Source organism: Cellulomonas sp. JH27-2 (assembly GCF_014837175.1).
Classification (GTDB): Bacteria; Actinomycetota; Actinomycetes; order Actinomycetales; family Cellulomonadaceae; genus Cellulomonas.
In genome coordinates, this window is record NZ_JACYFR010000003.1 from 50,316 (window position 1) to 72,044 (window position 21,729).

Genomic DNA, 21,729 nt, shown 5'->3' on the forward strand with positions numbered 1-21,729 from the left:
GACACGACGCCTGCGCAGCGGCTCGATCTGTGGACGGACCGCCCGAGGCCGTGGGCTGTGGTCGGCTCAGCGGGCGCCGTCGACCAGCGCCCCGATGCCGTCGAGGATGAGGCGCGTGCCGAAGTCGAGCCCGTCGTCGCCCACGTCGTCGCTCTCGTCGAGCACGCCGGCCGCGACCACGCGGGCCATCGCGGGGTGCGCCACCGGGTCGACGAGACGCCCGATGACGGCGTCCGTCCCGCCGGACGAGGCCGCACGCGACGCCCGTGCGTCGACCTGCCGCGCCCACTCGAGCTGGTGGCTGCTCAGCGCCCCGACCGCGGCGAGCTTCGCCCCCTCGGACAACGCCGTCCCCTCGAGCGCGGCCAGCATCTGCTCCATCCACGCCAGGCGGTTGGGCCCCACCGCGAACAGCAACGTGCTGGTCCGGCTCATCCACGGGTGCTGGCGCAGCACCGGCGCGGAGAGCCCCAGCAGCACCTCGAGCCGCGCGCGCCAGTCCCCCACCTCGGGGCCGACGACGGGCGGTCGACCCGCCGCCCGGTCCGACATCAGCATCAGCACCTCATCCTTGGAGGCGACGTACCGGTAGAGGGACATGGTGGTGAAGCCGAGCGACTCGGCGAGGCGGGCCATGGACACCGCGTCGATGCCCTCGGCGTCGGCGAGCGTGATGGCGGCGTCGGCGATCTGGTCGAGCGAGAGTCCTGGGCGGGGTCCTCGGCGTGCGGGCGCGGGGGTGCGCCACAGCACGGCGACGTCGGCGGGCAGGTCGGCGGGCGCGCTCGCGGCCCCGTCGGGGTCCGCCCGCTGGGCCTGGCGGCGGGCCTTCTCGGCCTCGCGTGCGGCGCGCTGACGGGCCAGCGCGGCCTGGCGCTCGGCCTGCTCCGCCTCGCGCAGAGCCTTCCCGGCCTCGCGCGCGGCGTTGCGCGCCTCCTTCTGCAGGCGTTCGACCTCCTTGGCGGCCTCGCGGTCGGCACGCTCCTGGTCCCGGCGGGCGCGCTCGGTCTCCTTGGCCACCTGACGGTCGGCCTTCTCCCGGTCGCGGCGCAGGGCCTCGGCCTCCCGACGAGCGTCGTCGGCCTCCCGCTGCGCGGTCGGGTCCTGCTGCTCGTCGGTCACGTCGTCGTCGGACACGTCGCCTCCCATCCCTTGACGCGCCATCCTACAAGTGTGTATGACATACACACACAGTTTACGCCGTACACAAAAGGGGAGCGCTCATGATCACCATCCGAGGCCTGCGGAAGGCCTACGGGGACCACGCCGTGCTGGACGGTTTGGACCTCGACGTCGCTCAGGGCGAGGTCGTCGCGCTGCTGGGGCCCAACGGCGCGGGCAAGACGACGACCGTCCGCATCCTGTCCACGCTCCTGGCGCCCGACGAGGGGACGGTGACCGTCGCCGGGCACGACGTGGTCCGCGAGCCGGCGCGCGTGCGGGCGGCCATCAGCCTCACCGGCCAGTTCGCCGCCGTGGACAGCCTGCTGACCGGTGAGGAGAACCTGCACCTCATGGCTCGTCTGGCGCACCTGAGCCGGGCCGAGCGACGCACCCGCCCCGCGGCGCTGCTGGAGCTGTTCGACCTCACGGACGCCGCCCGACGACCGGTCAAGACGTACTCGGGTGGCATGCGCCGCAGGCTCGACCTGGCGGTGAGCCTGCTGTCGCGACCGCAGGTCCTGGTGCTCGACGAGCCGACGACCGGCCTCGACCCGCGCAGCCGCAACGCGCTGTGGGCCGTGATCGAGGACGCGGTCGCCGCCGGCACCACCGTGCTCCTGACCACGCAGTACCTCGAGGAGGCCGACCGCCTGGCCGACCGCGTGGCCGTCGTCGACCACGGCCGTGTCATCGCGAGCGGGACGGCCGACGAGCTCAAGAGGCAGGTGGGCGCTGCACAGGTGGAGCTGACCACGCCGACGGGCGTCGAACGTGTCGAGACCGACGGTTCCGTGCCCGACGTGCGGCGCATCCTCGCCGACGTCGAGCGCCGCGGACTCGTCGTCGAGCGCTGGCAGGTCCGCACGCCCACGCTCGACGACGTCTTCCTCACGCTGACCGGCCAGCCGGCGGACGCAGTCCCCGACGCAGCCCCCACCCGGACCCTCCAGGAGACACGATGACCACCCTCGACCTCACGCCGCGCATCGACGCGAGCCCGCGCGGCCGCGCCGGCGACACCGTCGCCCTCATCGGGCGCTGCCTGCGCCGCTCGACCCGCCAGCTCGACACGCTGCTGCTGGCCGTGATGCTTCCCGTGATGCTGCTGCTGATGTTCGTCTACGTGTTCGGCGGCGCGCTGGACGCCGGCATGGACTACGTGGACTTCGTCGTGCCGGGCATCATCCTGCTGACCGCCGGCTACGGCGCCGCGACGACGGCCGTCGACGTGGCGACCGACGTCGAGGGCGGTCTCATGGACCGGTTCCGGTCCATGCCGATCCGTGCGACGGGTGTCGTCACGGGCCACGTCGTGGCGAGCATGGCCCGCAACGCGGTCTCGACGGCGCTCGTCATCGGCGTCGGCCTGCTCATCGGGTTCGACGCGCACGCCTCCGCGCTCGAGTGGCTGGGCGCGATCGGACTGATCGCGCTGTACGTCGCCGCGATGACGTGGATCGCGGTCGCCATCGGCATCGTCGCGTCGGGGCCGGAGGCCGCCAGCGGGTTCAGCTTCGCGATCCTGTTCATCCCGTACGTGTCCAGCGCGTTCGTGCCGGTCGACACGATGCCGTCCGTGCTGGGCGCGATCGCGGCGTGGAACCCCGTGACTCCGGTCGCGGACACCCTGCGCGCGCTGCTGCTGGGCACGTCGGTGGACGGCTCGACGGTGGCGGCGGCCCTCGCTTGGTGCGTCGGGCTGCTGGTGGTCGCACGCGTGGCCTCGGGCCTGCTGTTCCGTCGCCGCCGCTGACCTCCCGAGCGGCAGATCCGGGCGGGGCTTGATAGGACGGATGGGTGAGCACCCCGTCTGCAGCCCCGTCCGGATCGCGTCGCACGTGGGGGTGGGTGGTCGCCGCGATCGTCCTGGTGGTCGCCGTCGTCGTCGCCGTCATCCTGCTGACACGGCCCGACGACGACACGTCGACGGCCTCGCCGTCGACGGTCCCCTCGACCGCGACGCCCAGCCCGACGACGTCCGCGACGCCTCCCGCTGCGGAGCCGAGTCCGACATCGAGCGCGACGGCCACGACGGCCGCGGGCTGCGCCCCGAACGACGAGCGTGCGCCGTCGTCGGCCGACCCGGTCGACGTGATCGACGTCGACGGTGACGGGCGCAAGGACAAGGCATGGATCTCGTCGGGCTCCGACCGCCGGTTCGGCATCACCACGGCATCCGGCGCGACGTTCTCCGCCGCCATCGACAGCGCCAGCCCGCAGCCCGCTGCGGCCGTGGTGAACGTGGTCCAGCAGGAGGCGATCCCGATCGCGCTCGTCGACCTGGGCCGCGAGGCGCTCCTCTACTCGCTCACCGACTGCGCGGTGACGCCGGTGCAGAACGCGCAGGGCGACCCGTACACGTTCGACCGCGGTTTCGCGGGCGCGGGCACGGGCGTCGGCTGCTCGCAGGACGGCGACGTCCTGCGTCTCGCGGGACTGAACGCGGTGTCGAAGGACGACGCCAAGACCTTCGACGTCACGCGCACCTTCGTCGACCTCGACGCCGACGGGCGGCACGCGACGAACGGCGACGAGTCGACGGTCGCCACGGGCGCGCCGAAGGGCAACGCCGTCGTCACGACAGCCCAGGAGGTCAGCTGCGGCGAGCTGGTCGCGGGCAAGGACGGCCCGGTCGAGAAGCAGTAGCGGACGCGACTCAGGCTCGCAGGCGGTGGCGGTCCCCGTGAACGTCGCGCTCGTCGTGGCGTTCGGGAGCCTCGTCTGGTCGCGACCGGCGCGCCCTGCGCGCTCCGACCGGTAGCTACAGCGCGGCGATGGCCTTGCGGATGCGGGTCGGGGAGACCGGGACCGGGGTGCCGAGCTGCTGGGCGAACAGGCTCACGCGCAGCTCCTCGATCAGCCAGCGGATCTCGTCGACCTTGGCCGGGTCGGCGTCGCGGGCGGCTGCCAGGGCCTCGGACGCGTCCCGTACCTGCCAGGCGAGGTCCGCGTCGCGGGTCGGGTTGTCCGCGGCCTTGGCCAGGCGGTGCTGGGCGGCGCGCAGGTAGCGGGTGAGCTGCGGCAGGCGCGTGGCGCCGGTCTGCCCGACGAAGCCGTCGTGGACCAGCGCGGTGGACTGGGCTCGCACGTCCTGAGCGGTGGCGAGCAGGGACAGGCTCGTCGCGCCGCGCAGGTCGACGTCCAGCTCGCGCCACGCGGTGAGCACCGAGACGAGGTGCCCGACGATGCCGTGCACGGTGTCCTCGAGGCCGTCGCGGACTCGGGCGCGCAGGCGCGCGTACTCGTCGGCGTCGCGGACCGTCGCGCGGCCGGTCAGTGCGTCGATCGCCGCCAGCTGCACGTCGGTGACCAGCGCGTTCGTGCTCGGGTAGGGGCTGGCGGCGAGTGTCAGGGCCTGCGTGCCGGACCACCGGCTGGTGATGCGGGCGCTTGCGAGACCGACGTCGAGAAGCAGCAGCCGGCGCAGGCCCGCGCGGCCGGCGGACGGGACCGCCGACGCGTCGGCCAGCGCACGCACCGCGACGGTCAGGTCCGGCTCCTCGACGAGCGTGGGGAACGCACGGACGACGATGCCTCGCGGGCCGGTCGCCTCGATGACCTCCGGCAGCGGCGGCAGGTCGGCCGGCCAGGTCGTCAGGTTGCTGCGCAGCAGGTCGACGGGCGCGACGACCGGTTCGGCCGGGGCCACGGCAGGACGGGGGCGCGGGCTCGGTGCGCTCTCGGCGGGTGGCGACCCGGCCGCGGCACGGGCCTCGGCCATCGCCGCCTGGACGGCGGTGCGAACGGCGTCGTCGACGGCTTGCTGCGCACGTCCGGCGAGCCGGCGCTGGAGCACGACCAGGTCCTTGCCCTCATCGAGCACGCCGCCGCGGTCGCCGACGACGCGGAACGTCATGCGGAGGTGCGGCGGCAGGCGGTCGTCGTCGAAGTCGTCGTCGGCCACCGCGACGTCGCGCCAGGCTCGCACCGCGGACGCGAAGGCGTCGTGGAACGACGGCGCCGCGTCGCCTGCTCGCACCGTGTCCTCCCAGCCCGCCATGTTCTCGCGGATCCACGCCGCGACGTCACGGGCGACGTCCGGTGCGGGCACCAGCTGCACGCGCACGGGCTTGGGCAGCGCGCGGATCGTGGCCGTGCAGAGCTCGTCGACCAGGCCTGGCACCATCCACCCGAAGCCGTCCGGCTGGACGCGTGCGAGCTGGCCGAGCGGGACGTGGACGGTGACGCCGTCCGCCTCGGTGCCGGGCTGGAACTGGTAGGTCAGCGGCAGCGAGACGTCGCCCTGGGGCCAGCGCGACGGGAACGCGGCCTCGTCGATCGCGGCCGCGCCCTCGGCGACCAGCAGCTCGCGGCTGAACGAGAGGAGGTCGGGCGTGCGACGTCGGGCCGTCTTCCACCACTGGTCGAAGTGGCGGGCGCTGACGACGTCCTCGGGGATGCGCTCGTCGTAGAAGTCGTACAGGACGTCGTCGTCGACCAGCAGGTCACGGCGTCGCGCGCGGGCCTCGAGGGCCTCTGCCTCTGCCAGCAGGCGGCGGTTCTCGTGGAAGAACTGGTGCGGAGTGGTCCAGTCGCCCTCGACGAGCGCGTGCCGGATGAAGAGCTCGCGCGCCTGCGCCGGGTCGACCTTGGAGAACAGCACGCGGCGCTGCGCGACGATCGGCACGCCGTACAGCAGCACCTTCTCGAACGCCGTCGCCGCGCCCTGCCGCTTGGACCACGCGGGCTCGGAGTAGGTGCGCTTCACCAGGTGCGCGCCCACCTCCTCGGCCCACTCGGGCTGGATGCGCGCGGCGTCGCGGCCCCACAGGCGGGAGGTCTCGACGAGCTCCGCCGCCATCACCCACGCCGGGGGCTTGCGGGACAGGCCCGAGCCGGGGAACAGCGCGAAGCGGGCGCCGCGGGCCCCCAGGTACTCGTTGCGGGCGCGCCGGTCGGGGCGCTGGCCCTTGCGGGGGGCTGCGACCTCCGTCGCCTCCTGCATCCCGATGTGGGACAGGAGGCCGGCCAGGATCGCGACGTGGATGCGGTCGCCGTCCCAGGTGAGGGCGTGCTGCCCGGCGCGCAGGGTGTCGTCGTCGGCGTCCGGCTTCGCCACCGGCTTCGTCGCGCCGACCTCGATGCCCAGCGGCTTGGCCAGCTCCTTGAGCTGCGTGACCACGTCCTGCCACTCGCGGATGCGCAGGTAGTTGAGGTACTCGCCGCGGACCGTGCGTCGGAACGCCGAGCCCGACAGGTCGCGCTGCTGGTCGCGCAGGTAGTGCCACAGGTTGAGGTAGGACAGCAGGTCGGAGGTCGGATCCGCGAAGCGCGCGTGCAGCTGGTCGGCCTTCTCGCGCTCGTCGGCCGGGCGCTCGCGGGGGTCCTGGATGGACAGCGCGGCGGCGATGATCATGACCTCGCGCGCAACGCCGCGGCGGCCGCCCTCGACGATCATGCGCGCCAGGCGCGGGTCCATGGGGAGCTGGGCCAGGGCGCGGCCGGTGTCGGTCAGGCGCGTGGCGCCGTCGCGATTCTCCAGCGCCCCCAGCTCGGTGAGCAGCTGGACGCCGTCGCGGACCGCGCGGACGTCGGGCGGGTCGACGAAGGGGAAGTCGTTGACGTCCTCCGGGGTCGTCGCGACGCCCACGGCGATCATCTGCAGGATCACCGACGCGAGTGATGTACGAAGGATCTCCGGCTCGGTGTACATGGGCCGGGACTCGAAGTCGTCCTCCGAGTACAGCCGGATCGCGATGCCGTCCGCGACACGTCCACACCGGCCGGAACGCTGGTTCGCCGACGCCTGGCTGATGGGCTCGATGGGCAGCCGCTGCACCTTCGTCGCCTTCGACCAGCGGCTGATGCGCGCCGTGCCGGGGTCGATGACGTAGCGGATGCCCGGCACGGTCAGCGACGTCTCGGCGACGTTGGTGGACAGCACGATGCGCCGGTGCTGGTGGTTCTCGAACACGCGATGCTGCTCGGCCGCCGACAGCCGGCTGTACAACGGCAGCAGCTCGACGTGCTGGGGGTGCCTGGAGTCGGTGACGCGCGGGCCGAGCGAGCCGCGCAGCGTGTCCTCCGCGTCCCGGATCTCCCGCTCGCCGGAGAAGAAGACCAGGATGTCGCCCGGCCCCTCGGCGATGAGCTCGTCGACGGCCTCGGCGAGCGCCGTCGGGAAGTCGCGTTCGACCGCCGCGCGCGGCTTGCGTCGCGGCTGCTCGGCGTCCGTCCCCAGCTCGTCGGGCGACAACGGCCGGTACCGGACCTCGACGGGGTACGTGCGCCCGCTCACCTCGACGACGGGCGCGGGCGTGCCGTCGGGTCCGGCAAAGTGCTCGGCGAACCGGGCGGAGTCGATGGTCGCGGACGTGATGACGACCTTGAGGTCCGGCCGCTGCGGCAGCAGCCGGGTCAGGTAGCCCAGGATGAAGTCGATGTTGAGCGAGCGCTCGTGCGCCTCGTCGATGATGAGCGTGTCGTAGGAGCGCAGCATCGGGTCGCGCTGGATCTGCGCCAGCAGGATGCCGTCGGTCATCACCTTGACGAGCGTGGACTCCGACGACTGGTCGGTGAACCGCACCTGGTACCCGACGATCTCGCCGAGCGGCGTGCCGACCTCCTCGGCGATCCGCTCCGCGACGCTGCGGGCCGCGATCCGGCGCGGTTGGGTGTGGCCGATCTGCCCCGCTCGGCCGCGCCCCAGCTCGAGGGCGATCTTGGGCAGCTGGGTCGTCTTGCCCGACCCCGTCTCGCCCGCGACGATCACCACCTGGTGGTCGCGGATCGCCGCCGCGATCTCGTCGCGCCGCGCGCTGACCGGCAGCTGCTCCGGGAAGTGCAGGCCGCCGACGACGACCGCCGCGCGCTTCTGGGCGTCGCGCTCCCGCCGAGCGGCCCGCCGCTGCTCGTCGGCCTGCACCCCTGCGCCGGCCTTCGGGCGACCGCCGCCACCCCGTCGCGACGACCCGCCGCGCCGCCGCGGTCGCCGGTCGCCGCCGGTCGCGGGCGGAGTGCTGGACGTCATGATCGCCCATTGTCCCAGCCAGTCGCGTGACAGGCGCACGCAATTGCGTGAGCCGCCCGCTCCTGCGTGGAGCGGGCGGCTCAAGGTTGGTGCGGTCAGTAGCGCGGCAGGTCGCCGGGCAGAGGCGCGACGATCGGCGACACCGGCTGCTGCGGGGCCAGACGCTGGAGCTTCAGAGCCGCATCGTCCGATCCTTGATCCTCGAGCTTGGTGGTGAAGGGCTGCGAGTCGCCCTTGCACACCTTGCCCGCCGAGGGAAGCTTCACGGAGGTCAGGTAGGCGTCGATGGCGTTCGTCGCGCACGCCGACGTGCCGTAGGCGGTGTGGCCCCAGTTGTCGCTGGACAGCAGGCGGCTGCTCGGCAGCAGCGAGGCTGCCTTCACCGCACCCTGGTAGTTGGTGGCCGGGTCCCAGAAGCTGCCGACCACCAGCACGGGCGCCGACGTGGTGTGCGTGAAGGCGCCGGCGTAGGCGTCCTCGTCGCGCGCCGTCCACGTCGACGATGCGCACGGTGCCGACGCCCACGTCCACAGCGGGCCGAAGCCGGGTGCGCTGTTCTCGGCGTAGGCCGCGGCGGACGTCCAGCTCGACGCCTTGGCCGGGTTGAGGCCGTCGGTGCACAGCACGGACTGGAACGCCTCGGGCGAGTTGTCGTACGGGAAGCCGAAGCCCAGCTTCTTCGCGAGCTTGACGGAGGGCGCACCGGCCTTCGTCGCCGCCGCCTGCTTGGCGTCGTACCGGGCCTGCAGAGCCTTGCGCGCGGCGACCTGGGCCGCCTTCGCCTTCACGGTCGTCGCGGGCTGGGTCAGCGAGACCATGCCGCTGAGGTCCCAGTCCACGTACGTCCCGGCGTCGGGTGCGTACAGGTCACCGAGCAGCCACGAGACGAGGGTCGGGTAGTCGAGGTACTCGTCGCCGTAGTCCGGGTCGCTGAACAGCAGGATCGGCTTCTTCTTCACGGCGGCGACCAGCTTGGCGTACTGGAGCTGCGGGTCGCCCGTCGTCGCGAGGTTGCAGTAGTCCTTGCCCGCCTGGTCGCAGCGACGCAGGATCTCCTGCAGCGCCTTGTCGGCGCCCTCGCCGGAACGCAGGCGCTGCGTCTGCGGGATGCTCGCCGTGGACGTCGTGCCCGCCCACGCGACAGGGTCCAGGACACCGTCGATGACGAGCGCACGCACCCGGTCCGGGAACAGGTTGGCGTAGACGTTGCCCAGGTACGTGCCGTAGGAGAAGCCCAGGTAGGTGAGCTTCTTGTCGCCGAGCGTGCGACGCAGCACGTCCATGTCGCGGGCGACCTCGGCGGTCGACATCGACGCCGACAGCGGCTTGCCCGTCGTCGAGCAGGCCTTGCCGAACTTCTCGGCCGACGAGACGTACGCGGTGGTCGCCTTCGTCCCGTACGGGAACGCGGTGTTGAGCCCGCTCAGCGCCGTCGCCTGCTCGCCCAGGTTCTTGAAGCACTTCACGTTGTCGCTGAAGTTGGTGCCGCGGGGGTCGAAGCCGACGATGTCGAACTTGGCGAGCAGCGCGGGGGACAGGAAGGCCGACGCGTTGGCCGCGATGTCGACCCCGGACCCGCCCGGCCCGCCCGGGTTGATGAACAGGGTGCCGACCTTCTTCTTCGGGTCGGCGACCCGGACCCGCAGGAGCGAGACCTCGGTCTTCGCACCCGTCGGCTGGTCGTAGTCGACCGGCAGCTGGATGGTCCCGCAGTCGGAGCGCGGACCGACGACCGCGCTGCAGTCGAACCAGTCGATGGTCGACTTCACCCGGTCGACCCGGGTCGACTCGGTGGTGCTGGTGGTCGACGTGGTCGTGGCGGCTGACGACGACGTCGCCGTCAGCGCACCCCCCACGAGCGTGAGACCGATGGCCGTGAGCGCTGCGGTCAGCGCACGAGCACGTGGACGTGAAGTCACGGTGTTCCCCCTGGGTCGTGCGGCCGGTCGCCCCTGCTCCCGGTGCCGCGCCGACACTGTCGCTCATCGGGACGAACCGGCGCAAGTAGGACACGCCCCGAGACGTGCGTACGGTGGACCCGTGGAGAACAGCGAGCCCGTGGACGTCACGGACGGCGAGCGGCGTGCGGTGGCCGCGCTCGACGCGAGCGGCCTGAAGTACCGCCTGACGCGGCACGGTCGCGTCTCGTCGTTGGCCGAGGCGGCCGCGGCCCGAGGGGTCGAGCCCGCGCGGATCGTCAAGACGATCGTCGTGCGGCGGGGCGACGACGACTACGTGTTCGTGCTCGTCCCGGGCGACCGGACCATCGCGTGGCCCAAGCTGCGCGAGCTGCTGGACGTCAACCGGATCTCGATGCCGGACGCGACCGTCGCGCGCGACGTGACGGGCTACGAGCGCGGCACGATCACACCGTTCGGGTCGCTGCGGGCGTGGCCGGTGGTCGCCGACGCGCGCGTGCCGGGCGGGTTCGTCTCGATCGGCGCGGGGGCCCACGGGGTCGCCGCCGGGCTGGACGGGTCGGCGCTCGTTCGGGCGCTCGGTGCGACGGTGGCCGACGTCACCGAGCCCGAGCAGCCGGCCTGATCGTCGGGAACGTCCGGTCCGTCCGGACCGTTGGGCCTTTCGAGTGGCGCGCGGCGAAGAGCGGCGTACCGTCAGGTCGCCGGATGTGGGCACACCCGATCCGGTAGGAACGACGAAGAGGTAGACGTGATCGAGCTGGCTGCAATGGGCAGCATCCGCACCGAGGCGGGCCCCGAGGTTCTCGAGCTGCGGCTCGCGGGGGAGATCGACGCCGCGCTGCGGCCGCAGGCGAGCGAGTCGATGGCCGTCGCGCTCACCGCCGGCACGCCGGTGGTCATCGACGCCTCCGAGGTGACGTTCATCGACTCCGCGGGCATCGCTTTCGTCATGCAGCTGCACCACGCGGGAAGCGAGGCCGGCATCGACGTCGCCCTGCGTGATCCCCGTCGCGTGCTGCGCGACGTGCTCGACATGATCGGCTACGGCGACCAGATCCGGGACGCGGACGCCGTCGTCGCCTGACCCTCGGCCCGTCGCACGGGTCGTGTCGGTGCCTCGGGTTACGGTCCGAGCATGCGGATCCTGCACACCTCCGACTGGCACCTGGGCCGGACGCTGCACGGCGTCGACCTGCTGGACCACCAGGCCGCGCACCTCGCGCACCTGGTCGACGTGGTGCGCTCGGAGTCCGTCGACGCCCTCGTGGTCGCGGGGGACGTGTACGACAGGGCGATCCCGCCGGTCGAGGCCGTCACGCTCCTGTCGGACACCCTCGCGCAGCTCGCGGAGCACACGACCGTCGTCGTCACGTCCGGCAACCACGACTCCGCGACGCGGTTGGGGTTCGGCTCCGCGCTGATGCGTGAGCGGGTGCGACTGCGCACCCGGGTGGCCGGGCTTGCCGAGCCCGTCGTGCTACCCGGTGGCCTGCTCGTCTACGGCATCCCGTACCTGGACCCGGACTCGGTGCGTCATGCGCTGGCTGACGACGAGCACGGCGTGCCGGCCCGCTCGCACCAGGCCGTGACCGATGCGGCGATGGCGCGCATCCGCGCGGACCTGGCCACCCGGCCCGGCGCGCGGCGGACGGTCGTGGCCGCGCACGCGTTCGTGATCGGCGGCGAGGCGTCGGAGTCGGAGCGGGACATCCGCGTGGGCGGCGTGGACCACGTCGCCGCCGGCGCGTTCGCGGGGGTCGACTACGTCGCGCTCGGGCACCTGCACGGACCGCAGCGGGTAGCCGGTCCCGACGGCACCGTCGTGCGCTACTCGGGATCGCCGCTGGCGTACTCGTTCTCGGAGCAGCACCACGCGAAGTCGTCGGTGCTCGTGGACCTGTCCGGGGCAGAGGCGCGGACCGCGCTGATCGCGGCGCCCGTGCCGAGGCGCCTCTCGGACGTCTCCGGGACGCTCGACGAGCTGCTGGGCGTCGCCGGTGAGGCACACGTCGACGACTGGACGCGGGTCACCGTCACCGACGCGCACCGGCCCGCGGACCTGTACCGACGCGTGCGCGAGCGATTCCCGCACGCGCTCGTCGTGCAGCACCACGCGCCGTCGTCGTCGGCCGCCGTGCGCGCCGCGGCCGTGACCGCGGCGCACGACCCGGTGGCGGTCGGCGGGGACTTCGTGCGGTACGTGACGGGCGCGGACGCGACGCCCGACGAGGTCGCCGTCCTGCGCTCGGCGTACGAGCACGTGCTCGCCGGCGAGCGGAGCGCCTGATGCAGCTGCGCACCATGACCCTGCAGGCCATCGGCCCGTTCGCCGGTTCCCACACCGTCGACTTCGCGGCGCTGTCGTCGTCCGGCCTGTTCCTGCTCGAGGGGCCCACCGGCTCGGGCAAGTCCACGCTCATCGACGCCGTCGTCTTCGCGCTCTACGGCAAGGTCGCCTCCGACGAGGCTAGCGACGACCGCCTGCGATCCGCCTTCGCCGCCGAGGACACGGAGAGCTTCGTCGACCTCACGTTCGAGGTCGCGTCCGGGATCTACCGCGTGCGCCGCACACCGGCGTACGACCGGGCCAAGAAGCGCGGGAACGGAACCGTGCGACAGCAGGCGTCCGTGCGGTTGTGGCGCGTGACGCCCGACGACGTCGACGGCGAGCCGGCGTCCGTGCCCGTCACCAGGCTCGACGAGGCGGGGCTCGAGATCGAGCGGGCCGTCGGGCTGTCGCGGACGCAGTTCGTGCAGACGATCGTGCTGCCGCAGGGCGAGTTCTCGAAGTTCCTGCGTGCCAAGCCCGAGGACCGGCGCGGGCTGCTGCAGAAGATCTTCGGCACCGAGGTCTACGAGCGCATGCAACAGCGGCTCGTGGAGCTGCGCGCGCAGGTGGCGCGGGACGTCGAGGCCGCACACGGCGCGGTCCTGACCGCGACGGCGCAGCTCGTCGGTGCCGTCCGGTTGCCCGACGACGAGGCCGTGGCGCTGCGGGACGAGATCGCCGCGCTCGCCGCGGCAGCGCCGTCCGGTGGTCCGGACCTCGAGGCGATCACCGCGCTGATGAGCGGGCGGACGACGGCGCTCACTGAGCAGGCCGACGCGGATCGGTCGCTCGCACAGGCTGCCGGTGCCCGTCGTGACGCCGCCGCGGCCGTGCTCGCCGAGCAGACACGCCTGGCAGAGCTGATCACACGGCGGTCGCGCCTCGTCGCGGAGCAGGAGGAGCTGGACCGGGCGCGTGCGGCCCACGTCGACGGTGTGGCGCGGCTCGACCGCGCGCGGGCTGCCGGCGCCGTCCGGCCGATGCTGGACGCGCTGGACCGGTCGCTGGCCGACGTGGGAGCGGCCCGCAAGGCACTCCTCGCCGCGGCCGATGCGGCTCCCTCGGCGGTCGCGGCCATGGTGAGCGAGGTCGTGGCGGCCCTCGGCGACGGCGACGGACCGCACGATGGCGGTCCCGACGCCCTGATTGCGCGTGGTGCGGTGAATCTCGTGGCGCCGCGGCGGCTCCTGGTCGAGCTGCGGAACGGTGCGGCGGACGACGCCGCGGCCCTCGACCGGGTGGTGGGGCTCGAGGCGGCGCTCAACGACAAGCGACGCGCGGTCCGCGACAGTCGCGACCAGGCGGACACGCTCCGCGACCAGATCGCCGCCGACGAAGCCTGGCTGGCGGCACGACCCGCGGAGCGAGACGAGCTCCTGGCGCGGCTCTCGCTGGCGACCGCCACCGCGTCGCGGTCCGGCGAGCACCGCGCACGCGTCGCGGCACTGGAGGCGGCCGCCGCCGCGCACCTCGAGCTCGAGCGGCTGACGGGCGAGTCGTCGTCCGCCGATGCGACGCGGGCCACGGCCGGCCGGGAGGCCCAGGACGCTGTCGTCGCCGAGGCGGCGCTGCGGGCTGCGCGCATCGCGGGGCTGGCCGGGGAGCTGGCCCAGGCGCTCGGCGACGGCGAGTCGTGCCCGGTGTGCGGCGCGGTCGAGCACCCGCACAAGGCGTCTCTCGCCCAGGATCACCCCACAGCCGACGCGGTCGAGCGCGCCGAGCAGGCCCGCGTCTCGGCGGAGCGCACCCTCGCCCGTGCGGGCGAGGCTGCCGCAGCACTTGCCTCCCGCGTGGAGGCGGCCCGTGAAGCGCTCGGCGACTCGACCGCGGAGCAGGTGGTCGTCGACCTCACGGCCGCAGCGGCGGATCTCGCCGCGGCCCGGGCGGCGGAGGCCCTGGGCACGGAGCTGGCAGGGGCGCTCGACGCACACGCCGCGGCCACGGAGGCGCGGACGGCCGAGCGGGCGACCTCCGTCGCACAGCTCGCCGACGTGCAGGGTCGAATCGGGGTGCTGCAGCAGGCGCTCGCCGAGGACGAGGCCGAGGTGACGCTCGCGTGCGCCGGCCACCCGACGGTCGTCGCGCGTCGCTCCGAGCTGCGCGACCTGGTCCACGCCGCCGACGACCTCATGGCGGCCGTGGACGACCTCGCTGCCGCGGACAAGGATGTCGCCGTCCGCGCGTCCGAGCTCGATGCGGCGCTCGTCGAACGCGGCTTCTCCTCCACGAGGGATGTGACGGCCGCGCTGTTGGACCGGACGGCCACCGAGGCGCTGGCTGATGCCGTCACCGCCTACGCGGGTGCCGTCGAGGCGGTGCGTGCGGGGCTGGCGGAGCCGGACGTCGCCGGCCTGCCGGACGATGCGGCCGCTGACGTGGCGAGTGCGCGGACGGCGGAGCGGGATGCGCAGGAGGCGCTCGTCGTGGCGGAGGCCCGGTCCCGGTCCACCGCCGAGCGTGCCGCGGCCGTCGCCGACGCGGCTCGGACGGTCCTCACCGCGGCGCACCGGCTGGCGGCCGTGTGGGCCGAGGGCGGTCCGGTCACGCGCCTGGCCGGCCTGGCATCCGGGACGGGGTCCGACAACGGGCGTGGCCTGTCCCTGGCCACCTACGTCCTGGCCCGCCGGTTCGAGGACGTGGTCGCCGCGGCGAACGACCGCCTGCTCGGCATGTCCGACGGCCGCTACGAGCTGGTGCGGTCCGAGCAGAAGGAGGACGTCGGCTCGCGCCGGACGGGCCTCGCGATGCGCGTCGTCGACCACTGGACCGATCAGCAGCGCGATCCCCGCACCCTGTCGGGCGGCGAGAGCTTCTACGTCTCCCTGTGCCTCGCGCTGGGACTGGCCGACGTCGTCACCGCGGAAGCGGGCGGGATCGACCTGGGCACGCTCTTCGTGGACGAGGGCTTCGGGAGCCTGGACCCGCACGCGCTGGAGCAGGTGGTCGCCGAGCTCGGCAGGCTGCGTGCAGGCGGTCGCGTCGTCGGCGTGGTCTCGCACGTCGAGGCGCTCAAGGCGTCGATCGCCGACCGGATCGAGGTGCGGCCGGGTGCCGACGGGCCGAGCACGCTGCGCGTCCTGGCCTCGTGACGGGCGGCAGCGACCGACTCGACCGGACGTGCGTCGGCGGCGGTGCTGCCGACTACCAGGACCAGCCGCGGGAGGTCAGCTCGACCTCCTCGCGGAAGCGTTCCGCGGGATCGCCGGGCGCGGCGGGTTCCACCTCGATGCCGGCCATGTGGCACGCCTCCGCGAGCAGGTGGTCGTACGCGAGCTGCGAGGCGATGATCCGCTCGGCCCGCGCGAAGGTGTGCACGTCGACCTCGAGCGCGCGCACGTGGTCGGCCACGACGCCGAGCCGCGACTGGACGCGGAGCGCCTCGAACGGGTTGTCGGTCGGCGGGACCGGGCGGCGGCGCAGGTGGGCGGCCCACAGCTCGAGCCGGGCAGCGAGCATCGTGCGCCATCGGGGCGTCTCGTCCGGCGAGGGGATCCAGGAGAACATCAGCCAGAAGACGAACGCCGGGAAGGTGCAGAAGACCCCGAGCAGAACCCACGTCATCGCGTGTCCTTTTGTCGCGCTGTGTCCCACAGATTAGGTCCGCCCTGTGCGGCTCGCCAGAGGAGACGATGTCGGTGAGGGGTGATCTCGCTCGAGGCGAGGCCGCCGCTGATGCGGAGTGTGACGAGGATCCGAGCGACCCGGGTCATCAGGCGGGGGTCCGGCGCCGATGATGAACCTATGACTCGCTTGCTCCCCCGGCCGTGGCGCGTCGCGACCGTGGTGGTCGCCGCGGCGTGGCTCGCGGTCACCGTGCTGTCCGGCTGCGAGCCGACAACGGCCAGCTCGACGGCCGCGGACGCGTCGGCGGCCTCGTCGTCGGGCACCACCTCGAGCGCACCCGCGAGCCCCGAGACCACGCAGGACGCTGCGTCACCCGGGCCGTCGACCGCGGCACCGTCGACCACGCCGGCATCGTCTCCCACGCCGAAGCCCGCCCCGAAGCCGACGGCGACGCCGAAGGAGGCGGCCCCCGGGACCGCGCTCGCCGCGGCGAAGCTGCTCACGGTCAAGGGCCGTGCGCCGCGCACGGGTTACGACCGCGACGAGTTCGGGCCGGCCTGGCAGGACGTGGACCGCAACGGGTGCGACACCCGCAACGACATCCTGGGTCGGGACCTCGCCGACGTCGGCTACAAGGGCGGGACGCGCGAGTGCGTCGTGGCGTGGGGCACGCTGCACGACCCCTACTCGGGCACGGACATCGACTTCGTGCGCGGGGCGACGACGTCGGCGGCGGTGCAGATCGACCACGTCGTCGCGCTTTCGGACGCCTGGCAGAAGGGTGCGCAGGGCTGGGCCGAGGCCAAGCGCACCCAGCTCGCCAACGACCCGCTCAACCTGCTGGCGGCGGACGGCCCGCTCAACCAGTCGAAGGGCGACGGCGACGCCGCCACCTGGCTCCCGCCCAACAAGAAGTTCCGCTGCGACTACGTGGCGAGGCAGGTGGCGGTCAAGCGCGGCTACGGCCTGTGGGTGACCGCGGCGGAGCAGGCCGCGATGGTGCGTGTGCTGACGACGTGCCCGGCGGAGAAGCTGCCGAAGTCCGACCCCGTCCCCGGCCCGGGCGGCGCGGATCTCGGCCCGTCGCACGCGCCGACACCGAAGCCGAAGGCCACCCCGAAGCCGACGAAGAAGGCGGCGAAGCAGCCCGCCGCCGACGTGTACTACCAGAACTGCACCGCGGTGTGGGACGCGGGTGCGGGCCCGATCTACGCGGGCGACCCCGGCTACAGCCGCAAGCTGGACCGCGACGGCGACGGGGTGGGCTGCGAGTACCGGCCCTGAGCCGGCGCCGCCAGGCATCTCCCAGCCGGCTCCCCTACGGTGTCCGCGTGAGCCAGAGGTGGAGCGCATGAGCGCGCGTGGGGTGGTCGTCGGGCTGCTGGTCGGTGTCGTGGTCGTCGGTGCGGGTGCGGTCGGCGCCGACCGCTGGGCGGCGCACGAGACGCAGCAGCGCGCCGCGGACGCGATCGTGGAGAACCTCGACGACGTGGTCGGCACCCCGACCGTCGACGTCGGCGGGTTCCCGTTCCTCACCCAGGTGTGGGCCGGCTCCGTCGACCACGTGACGGGTGAGGTCGAGGGCGTGTCCCTGGGCGGCATCGACGCGACCGACGTCCACGTCGACGCGCGGGACATCACCACCAGCGAGCCGTACACCGCGGGCACCGCGACGATCGAGGCGACCATCCCCACGGCGTCGCTGGAGAAGATCGTCGACGACCGCACCGGCCTCGACGTCACGCTGACCATCGACGGCGACCAGGTCGTCGCGAGCGGCAAGGTGCTGGGCGTGACACTCTCGGCGGGTGTGACGCCGGCAGTCTCCGACGGGATGCTGCAGGTCAGCGTGCACGACGTCTCGCTCGGTGGCTTGTCTGTCGACCCGAGCAAGCTGCCCGGCGGCCTCGGCGACAAGCTGCGGGACATCACGGTCCCGGTCGAGGGCCTGCCCGACGGGATCGTGCTCACCGACGCAACCGTCGTCAGCGACGGCCTGCGCGTGGAGGCCGACGGTGCGGGCGTGGTGCTGCAGGCGCCCGCGGCCTCCGACGCGCCGACCGGCTGACGGCGGTGGACTGGATCTCCGGCGTCTGGCACGACGTCACCAGCCCGCAGCCCGCGCCGTCGACGACCGCCACACTGATCACCGCCGCGGTCGTCGTCGTGTGCCTCGTGGTGCCGACGGTGTGGCACGTCGCCCGCCACGCGCTGACCATCGTGCACGAGGCAGCGCACGGGTTCGTCGCGCTGCTCGTCGGGCGCCGCCTGTCCGGCATCCGCGTCCACTCCGACACCTCGGGCCTCACACTGTCCGTCGGCAAGCCGCGCGGTCCGGGCATGGTCGCGACCGCTGCGGCCGGGTACCCCGGGCCGGCCGTCGTCGGGCTGGGCGCTGCCGCGCTCCTCGCGCACGGGTACACGCTCGCCGTGCTGTGGGCGCTGTTGGTGCTGGTCGTGCTGGTGCTGGTGCAGATCCGGAACTGGTACGGCCTGTGGGCGGTGCTCGTCAGCGGTGCGGTGCTCGTCGTCGTGACGCAGTGGGGCTCGGCTCTGGTGCAGGGCGTCGTGGCGCACGCGCTGACGTGGTTCTTCCTGCTCGGTGCGCCGCGCGCGGTCATGGAGATGCAGTCGCAGCGCCGTGACCTGCGACGACGCGGTCGTCCCGACACGTCGGACGCCGGCACGCTCGGCGCGCTCACGCACCTGCCGGGCGGCTTCTGGGTGACCGTCCTGCTGCTGGTCTGCCTCGGCGCGCTCGCGCTCGGCGGATGGTGGCTGCTGGGCTGAGCATCACCGCCCGACGACGCATCGACCCAGCTCGCGCGCGAGCGCCGCGTGTTCGTCGGGCGTGACCCACAGCCCGTACGCCGCCTTCACGCGCACCTGCCGCACGGCGTAGACGCACCGGTAGCCGACCGACGGCGGCAGCCACGCGGACGCGTCCGACGAGCCCTTGTCCTGGTTGGCGCCGCCGTCGACGGCCAGCAGGTTGGCGGGGTCGTTGGCGAACGACCGGCGCCGGGCGGCCGACCAGTCGCGCGCCCCGGTGGCCCAGGCGTCCGCGAGGGCGACGACGTGGTCGATCTGGACGTCGGCCGACGACGGCCCGCGCGCGAACGGGATGTCGGTGCGCGTGTACGGGTCGGCGAGCGCACCGCTGAGCACCGTGCACCCGTCGGCGACCACGTTCGTCAGGTCGCGGCGCAGGATGTCGTCGCGCGTGTCGCAGCCGTTGTGGTCCTCGTCGGCCCAGGCCGTGCCGAACGCGGCGCGGTCGTAGTCGTCGGGCGACGCCTCGCGGACCGTCAGGTCGGCCAGCGCGCCGCGTGCGGCGGCGAGGTCCGACGAGGACACCGGGTACTGCGCCGCCGCCCGCGTCCGCGTCCACCACGGGCCGCCCAGCCCGACGACCAGGCAGCACACCAGCACCGCCGCCCACACCCACCACCCGCGCACGCTCCGAGCATCATCGGACCTCGGCGCCACCTGCCCCGGCCGTCCACCTGTGGTCGGGTCGGTGGGCGGAGTGCGCCGCGCCCGTCAGGAACCTTCAGACAGCGACGAGAGGCCGGCGGTCACGGTGCAAGCGGTGGGCTTCCCGTCGACGGACAACGGGATCTCGAACGGTGCGGGTGTCCCTGGCACGACCTTCCCGTCCAGATAGGTGCTCCCCGCGCCGACCGTCTTGCCGCTCTTGTCGGTGCAGATGGCCACCGCCTCGACGTTCGTCACCGACTGCTCGTACGTGGAGTCGATGGTTCCGGTCGCCGTCGAGGAGAACTCGTCGACGTGGACCTTGACCTTCTTCGCCGTCATCTTGCTCTCAGGATGGTCGTCCGCCTGCGAGTCGGAGACGTTGACCTGGGCGTCGACCTTGTCGACCTTCGAGTCCTCGGGGACGGAGACGTATGTTGCCACCTGCATCTTCGACCCTGACCGGGCGATGACGTATGTCGTCTCCGTCGCGACGACGTCCCCGCTCTTGTCGTAGGCGGCAAAGTTGACCTCGATACTGGCGATGTCCTTCGTCGGGTTGTCGACGACGGCATAGGCCGTGGGCAGCATGTCGTCGGCGACGAAGCCGACCGAACCGATGGTGACCTCCGCGGCGTCGTTCTTCGATGAGTCCTGCGATGACGTCGTGCCCGTCGTCGCGGTCGAGTCGACGCGGTCCGAGCTTGACGGGGTGTCGGAGCTGGAGCACCCGGTGACGAGTGTCAGCCCGAGGATCAGCGGTCCGATTGATGGCGCGAGCGTTCTACGCATGGAGAGTGCCTTCCCCCTGACGAATCGTGCATGTTCGTGGCTGACATCGTCGTCAGCGAACGCACCCGATCGAACAGGTGATGCGGGTGCCAGCGCACTGCCTCTTCGTCACGACCATATTGCCGGCCGTACGGTCGCGCCAGGTCGGGCGCCCGGAGCGCCCAGCCGTGGACTGGTTGGCCCAGCACTGCCAGGCTTGCGGGCATGGACCCGTCCTACAGTCTCGCGACGCGGATGGCCTGCGAGTTCATCGGCACGGCGATCCTCATCATCCTGGGCAACGGCACCGTCGCGAACGTCCACCTCAGGGGGTCCAAGGGCTACGGCGGGGGCTGGTCACTGATCGCGATGGGCTACGGGTTCGGCGTGATGATCCCGGCGGTGATGTTCGGCGGGATCAGCGGCAACCACATCAACCCGGCCTTCACGCTCGGCCTGGCCACGTGGGGGCTGTTCCCGTGGTCGGACGTCGCGCCGTACATCGTGGCGCAGATGCTCGGCGCCATGGCCGGCCAGCTCGCCATCGTCGTGACCCACAAGCCGTACTACGACCGCACGACGAACCCCGACGACGTGCTGGCCACCTTCTCGACGATGAACGCCGCGATGTCCCGGCTCAACGGGTTCGCCAACGAGCTGCTCGGCTCGGTGGTCCTGTTCTCGTGCGCGCTCGCGCTGGTCCACTCACCGCTGACGGAGGACGAGCCGGGCGTCGCGCACGTGGCGATCGGATTCCTGGTCTGGGGACTCGTCGCGGGGCTCGGCGGGCCGACGGGCCCCGCGCTCAACCCCGCCCGCGACCTGGGCCCGCGCGTCGTGCACGCGCTGGTGCCTCTGAAGAACAAGGGCGGGTCCGACTTCCGCTACGGCTGGGTGCCGGTCGCGGCGCCGATCCTCGCCGGAGTGATCGGCGTGGGCGGCTGGAAGCTGCTGCTCGGCTGATCAGGCCGGGGTCAGCACGAAGACCGGGATGAGCCGGTCGGTCTTGGTCTGGTAGCTCGCGTAGTCGGGCCACGCCGCGACGGACCGCTCCCACCACTGCTCGCGCTCGGCACCGCTGACCTCGCGGGCGACGAAGTCGCGCCGGACCGCGCCGTCCTGCAGCTCGACCTGCGGGTTCGCGACGAGGTTGTGGTACCAGAGCGGGTGCTCGGGGGCCCCACCCTTCGACGCGACCACGGCGTACTCGCCGTCGTGCTCCACGCGCATCAGTGGCGTCTTGCGGAGCTTGTTGCTGGTGGCCCCCAGCGTCCACAGGACGATGATCGGCTTGCCGCGCATCGTGTTCCCCTCGCGGCCGTCGGTGGCCTCGAAGAGCTCGACCTGCTCGCGGGCGTGGTCGGACGTGCTGGGCTGGTACTCGGCGGTGATCGGCATGCAGTGCGCAACCCCCCGGGCGGCGGCCCGCATTCCCTGGCCACCGGTGCCACGCCTTCACACCGTCCAGGCCGTCGTTGGTGAGGTAGCCAGGCTCAGGCCCCTGGAGCGGGATGCCGAGACCGCCGTCCGAC

Annotated in this window: 18 protein-coding genes; 11 read left to right on the forward strand and 7 right to left on the reverse strand. The window is 73.0% G+C overall.

The annotated features are described in order from the left end of the window. Positions 1-66 precede the first annotated feature (66 nt). A complete protein-coding gene (locus tag IC607_RS09305) occupies positions 67-1,137 on the reverse strand; it encodes a TetR family transcriptional regulator (RefSeq protein WP_191787119.1) in 1,071 nt (356 codons plus the stop codon). An 86-nt stretch (positions 1,138-1,223) separates the two neighbouring features. Here IC607_RS09305 and IC607_RS09310 point away from each other — a divergent pair, with 86 nt between their 5' ends. From IC607_RS09310 to IC607_RS09320, 3 genes are read left to right on the forward strand one after another with little or no spacing between them, the layout of a single operon-like run. Further along, on the forward strand, positions 1,224-2,126 hold the full coding sequence (locus IC607_RS09310; RefSeq protein ID WP_191787120.1) for an ATP-binding cassette domain-containing protein: 903 nt from the start codon (positions 1,224-1,226) through the stop codon (positions 2,124-2,126). Then, positions 2,123-2,917, forward strand: coding sequence for an ABC transporter permease (locus IC607_RS09315; RefSeq protein WP_191787121.1), 795 nt, complete (start codon positions 2,123-2,125; stop codon positions 2,915-2,917). The genes IC607_RS09310 and IC607_RS09315 overlap by 4 nt, the downstream gene beginning before the upstream one ends. A gap of 44 nt (positions 2,918-2,961) precedes the next feature. Next, positions 2,962-3,810, forward strand: coding sequence for a hypothetical protein (locus tag IC607_RS09320; protein ID WP_191787122.1), 849 nt, complete (start codon positions 2,962-2,964; stop codon positions 3,808-3,810). A 115-nt stretch (positions 3,811-3,925) separates the two neighbouring features. On the opposite strand, the gene hrpA is transcribed toward IC607_RS09320, so the two are convergent. Both hrpA and IC607_RS09330 read right to left on the reverse strand, forming a co-directional pair. Then, positions 3,926-8,134, reverse strand: a complete 4,209-nt coding sequence (gene hrpA / locus IC607_RS09325) for an ATP-dependent RNA helicase HrpA (protein ID WP_191787123.1) — start codon at positions 8,132-8,134, stop codon at positions 3,926-3,928. Positions 8,135-8,229: 95 nt separating this feature from the next. Continuing rightward, on the reverse strand, positions 8,230-10,053 hold the full coding sequence (locus IC607_RS09330; protein WP_191787124.1) for an alpha/beta fold hydrolase: 1,824 nt from the start codon (positions 10,051-10,053) through the stop codon (positions 8,230-8,232). A gap of 121 nt (positions 10,054-10,174) precedes the next feature. On the opposite strand from IC607_RS09330, the gene IC607_RS17420 reads away from it, so the two are divergent. The 4 genes from IC607_RS17420 (at position 10,175) to IC607_RS09350 (ending at position 15,474) form a co-directional block, all read left to right on the forward strand. Then, a complete protein-coding gene (locus IC607_RS17420) occupies positions 10,175-10,678 on the forward strand; it encodes an aminoacyl-tRNA deacylase (RefSeq protein ID WP_370526111.1) in 504 nt (167 codons plus the stop codon). 126 nt (positions 10,679-10,804) lie between these two features. Then, positions 10,805-11,140, forward strand: coding sequence for an STAS domain-containing protein (locus IC607_RS09340; protein ID WP_370526112.1), 336 nt, complete (start codon positions 10,805-10,807; stop codon positions 11,138-11,140). Positions 11,141-11,191: 51 nt separating this feature from the next. Then, positions 11,192-12,343 (forward strand): exonuclease SbcCD subunit D, encoded by a 1,152-nt coding sequence (locus tag IC607_RS09345; protein ID WP_191787126.1) that lies wholly within the window; start codon positions 11,192-11,194, stop codon positions 12,341-12,343. Then, positions 12,343-15,474, forward strand: a complete 3,132-nt coding sequence (locus IC607_RS09350; protein ID WP_191787127.1) for an AAA family ATPase — start codon at positions 12,343-12,345, stop codon at positions 15,472-15,474. The genes IC607_RS09345 and IC607_RS09350 overlap by 1 nt, the downstream gene beginning before the upstream one ends. Before the next feature lie 52 nt (positions 15,475-15,526). On the opposite strand, the gene IC607_RS09355 is transcribed toward IC607_RS09350, so the two are convergent. Beyond that, positions 15,527-15,946, reverse strand: a complete 420-nt coding sequence (locus IC607_RS09355; protein WP_191787128.1) for a hypothetical protein — start codon at positions 15,944-15,946, stop codon at positions 15,527-15,529. A gap of 180 nt (positions 15,947-16,126) precedes the next feature. On the opposite strand from IC607_RS09355, the gene IC607_RS09360 reads away from it, so the two are divergent. From IC607_RS09360 to IC607_RS09370, 3 genes are all read left to right on the forward strand, one after another. Continuing rightward, the gene (locus tag IC607_RS09360; RefSeq protein ID WP_225224811.1) at positions 16,127-17,233 is read left to right on the forward strand and encodes a DUF1524 domain-containing protein; all 1,107 of its coding nucleotides are present in this window, start codon (positions 16,127-16,129) and stop codon (positions 17,231-17,233) included. A 67-nt stretch (positions 17,234-17,300) separates the two neighbouring features. Next, on the forward strand, positions 17,301-18,017 hold the full coding sequence (locus tag IC607_RS09365) for a DUF2993 domain-containing protein (protein WP_191787130.1): 717 nt from the start codon (positions 17,301-17,303) through the stop codon (positions 18,015-18,017). Between the two features lie 5 nt (positions 18,018-18,022). Further along, entirely contained in the window at positions 18,023-18,739 is a 717-nt protein-coding gene (locus IC607_RS09370; RefSeq protein WP_191787131.1) for a M50 family metallopeptidase, read from the forward strand. Positions 18,740-18,742: 3 nt separating this feature from the next. Here IC607_RS09370 and IC607_RS09375 read toward each other — a convergent pair whose 3' ends face one another. Next, positions 18,743-19,408: an HNH endonuclease family protein gene (locus tag IC607_RS09375; protein ID WP_370526113.1), complete on the reverse strand. Its 666-nt coding sequence runs from the start codon at positions 19,406-19,408 to the stop codon at positions 18,743-18,745. Positions 19,409-19,492: 84 nt separating this feature from the next. Further along, positions 19,493-20,218: a hypothetical protein gene (locus IC607_RS09380; protein ID WP_191787132.1), complete on the reverse strand. Its 726-nt coding sequence runs from the start codon at positions 20,216-20,218 to the stop codon at positions 19,493-19,495. A gap of 204 nt (positions 20,219-20,422) precedes the next feature. On the opposite strand from IC607_RS09380, the gene IC607_RS09385 reads away from it, so the two are divergent. Beyond that, a complete protein-coding gene (locus IC607_RS09385) occupies positions 20,423-21,160 on the forward strand; it encodes an MIP/aquaporin family protein (RefSeq protein WP_191787133.1) in 738 nt (245 codons plus the stop codon). Here IC607_RS09385 and IC607_RS09390 read toward each other — a convergent pair whose 3' ends face one another. Then, positions 21,161-21,595: a nitroreductase family deazaflavin-dependent oxidoreductase gene (locus IC607_RS09390; RefSeq protein ID WP_191787134.1), complete on the reverse strand. Its 435-nt coding sequence runs from the start codon at positions 21,593-21,595 to the stop codon at positions 21,161-21,163. Positions 21,596-21,729: the final 134 nt, after the last annotated feature.

Coding starts and splice junctions, on each gene's coding strand:
- IC607_RS09310 (WP_191787120.1), top strand. CDS start 1,224: ATGATCACCATCCGAGGCCTGCGGAAGGCCTACGGGGACCACGCCGTG.
- IC607_RS09315 (WP_191787121.1), top strand. CDS start 2,123: ATGACCACCCTCGACCTCACGCCGCGCATCGACGCGAGCCCGCGCGGC.
- hrpA (WP_191787123.1), bottom strand. CDS start 8,134: ATGACGTCCAGCACTCCGCCCGCGACCGGCGGCGACCGGCGACCGCGG.
- IC607_RS09345 (WP_191787126.1), top strand. CDS start 11,192: ATGCGGATCCTGCACACCTCCGACTGGCACCTGGGCCGGACGCTGCAC.
- IC607_RS09350 (WP_191787127.1), top strand. CDS start 12,343: ATGCAGCTGCGCACCATGACCCTGCAGGCCATCGGCCCGTTCGCCGGT.
- IC607_RS09355 (WP_191787128.1), bottom strand. CDS start 15,946: ATGACGTGGGTTCTGCTCGGGGTCTTCTGCACCTTCCCGGCGTTCGTC.
- IC607_RS09360 (WP_225224811.1), top strand. CDS start 16,127: ATGACTCGCTTGCTCCCCCGGCCGTGGCGCGTCGCGACCGTGGTGGTC.
- IC607_RS09365 (WP_191787130.1), top strand. CDS start 17,301: ATGAGCGCGCGTGGGGTGGTCGTCGGGCTGCTGGTCGGTGTCGTGGTC.
- IC607_RS09380 (WP_191787132.1), bottom strand. CDS start 20,218: ATGCGTAGAACGCTCGCGCCATCAATCGGACCGCTGATCCTCGGGCTG.
- IC607_RS09385 (WP_191787133.1), top strand. CDS start 20,423: ATGGACCCGTCCTACAGTCTCGCGACGCGGATGGCCTGCGAGTTCATC.
- IC607_RS09390 (WP_191787134.1), bottom strand. CDS start 21,595: ATGCCGATCACCGCCGAGTACCAGCCCAGCACGTCCGACCACGCCCGC.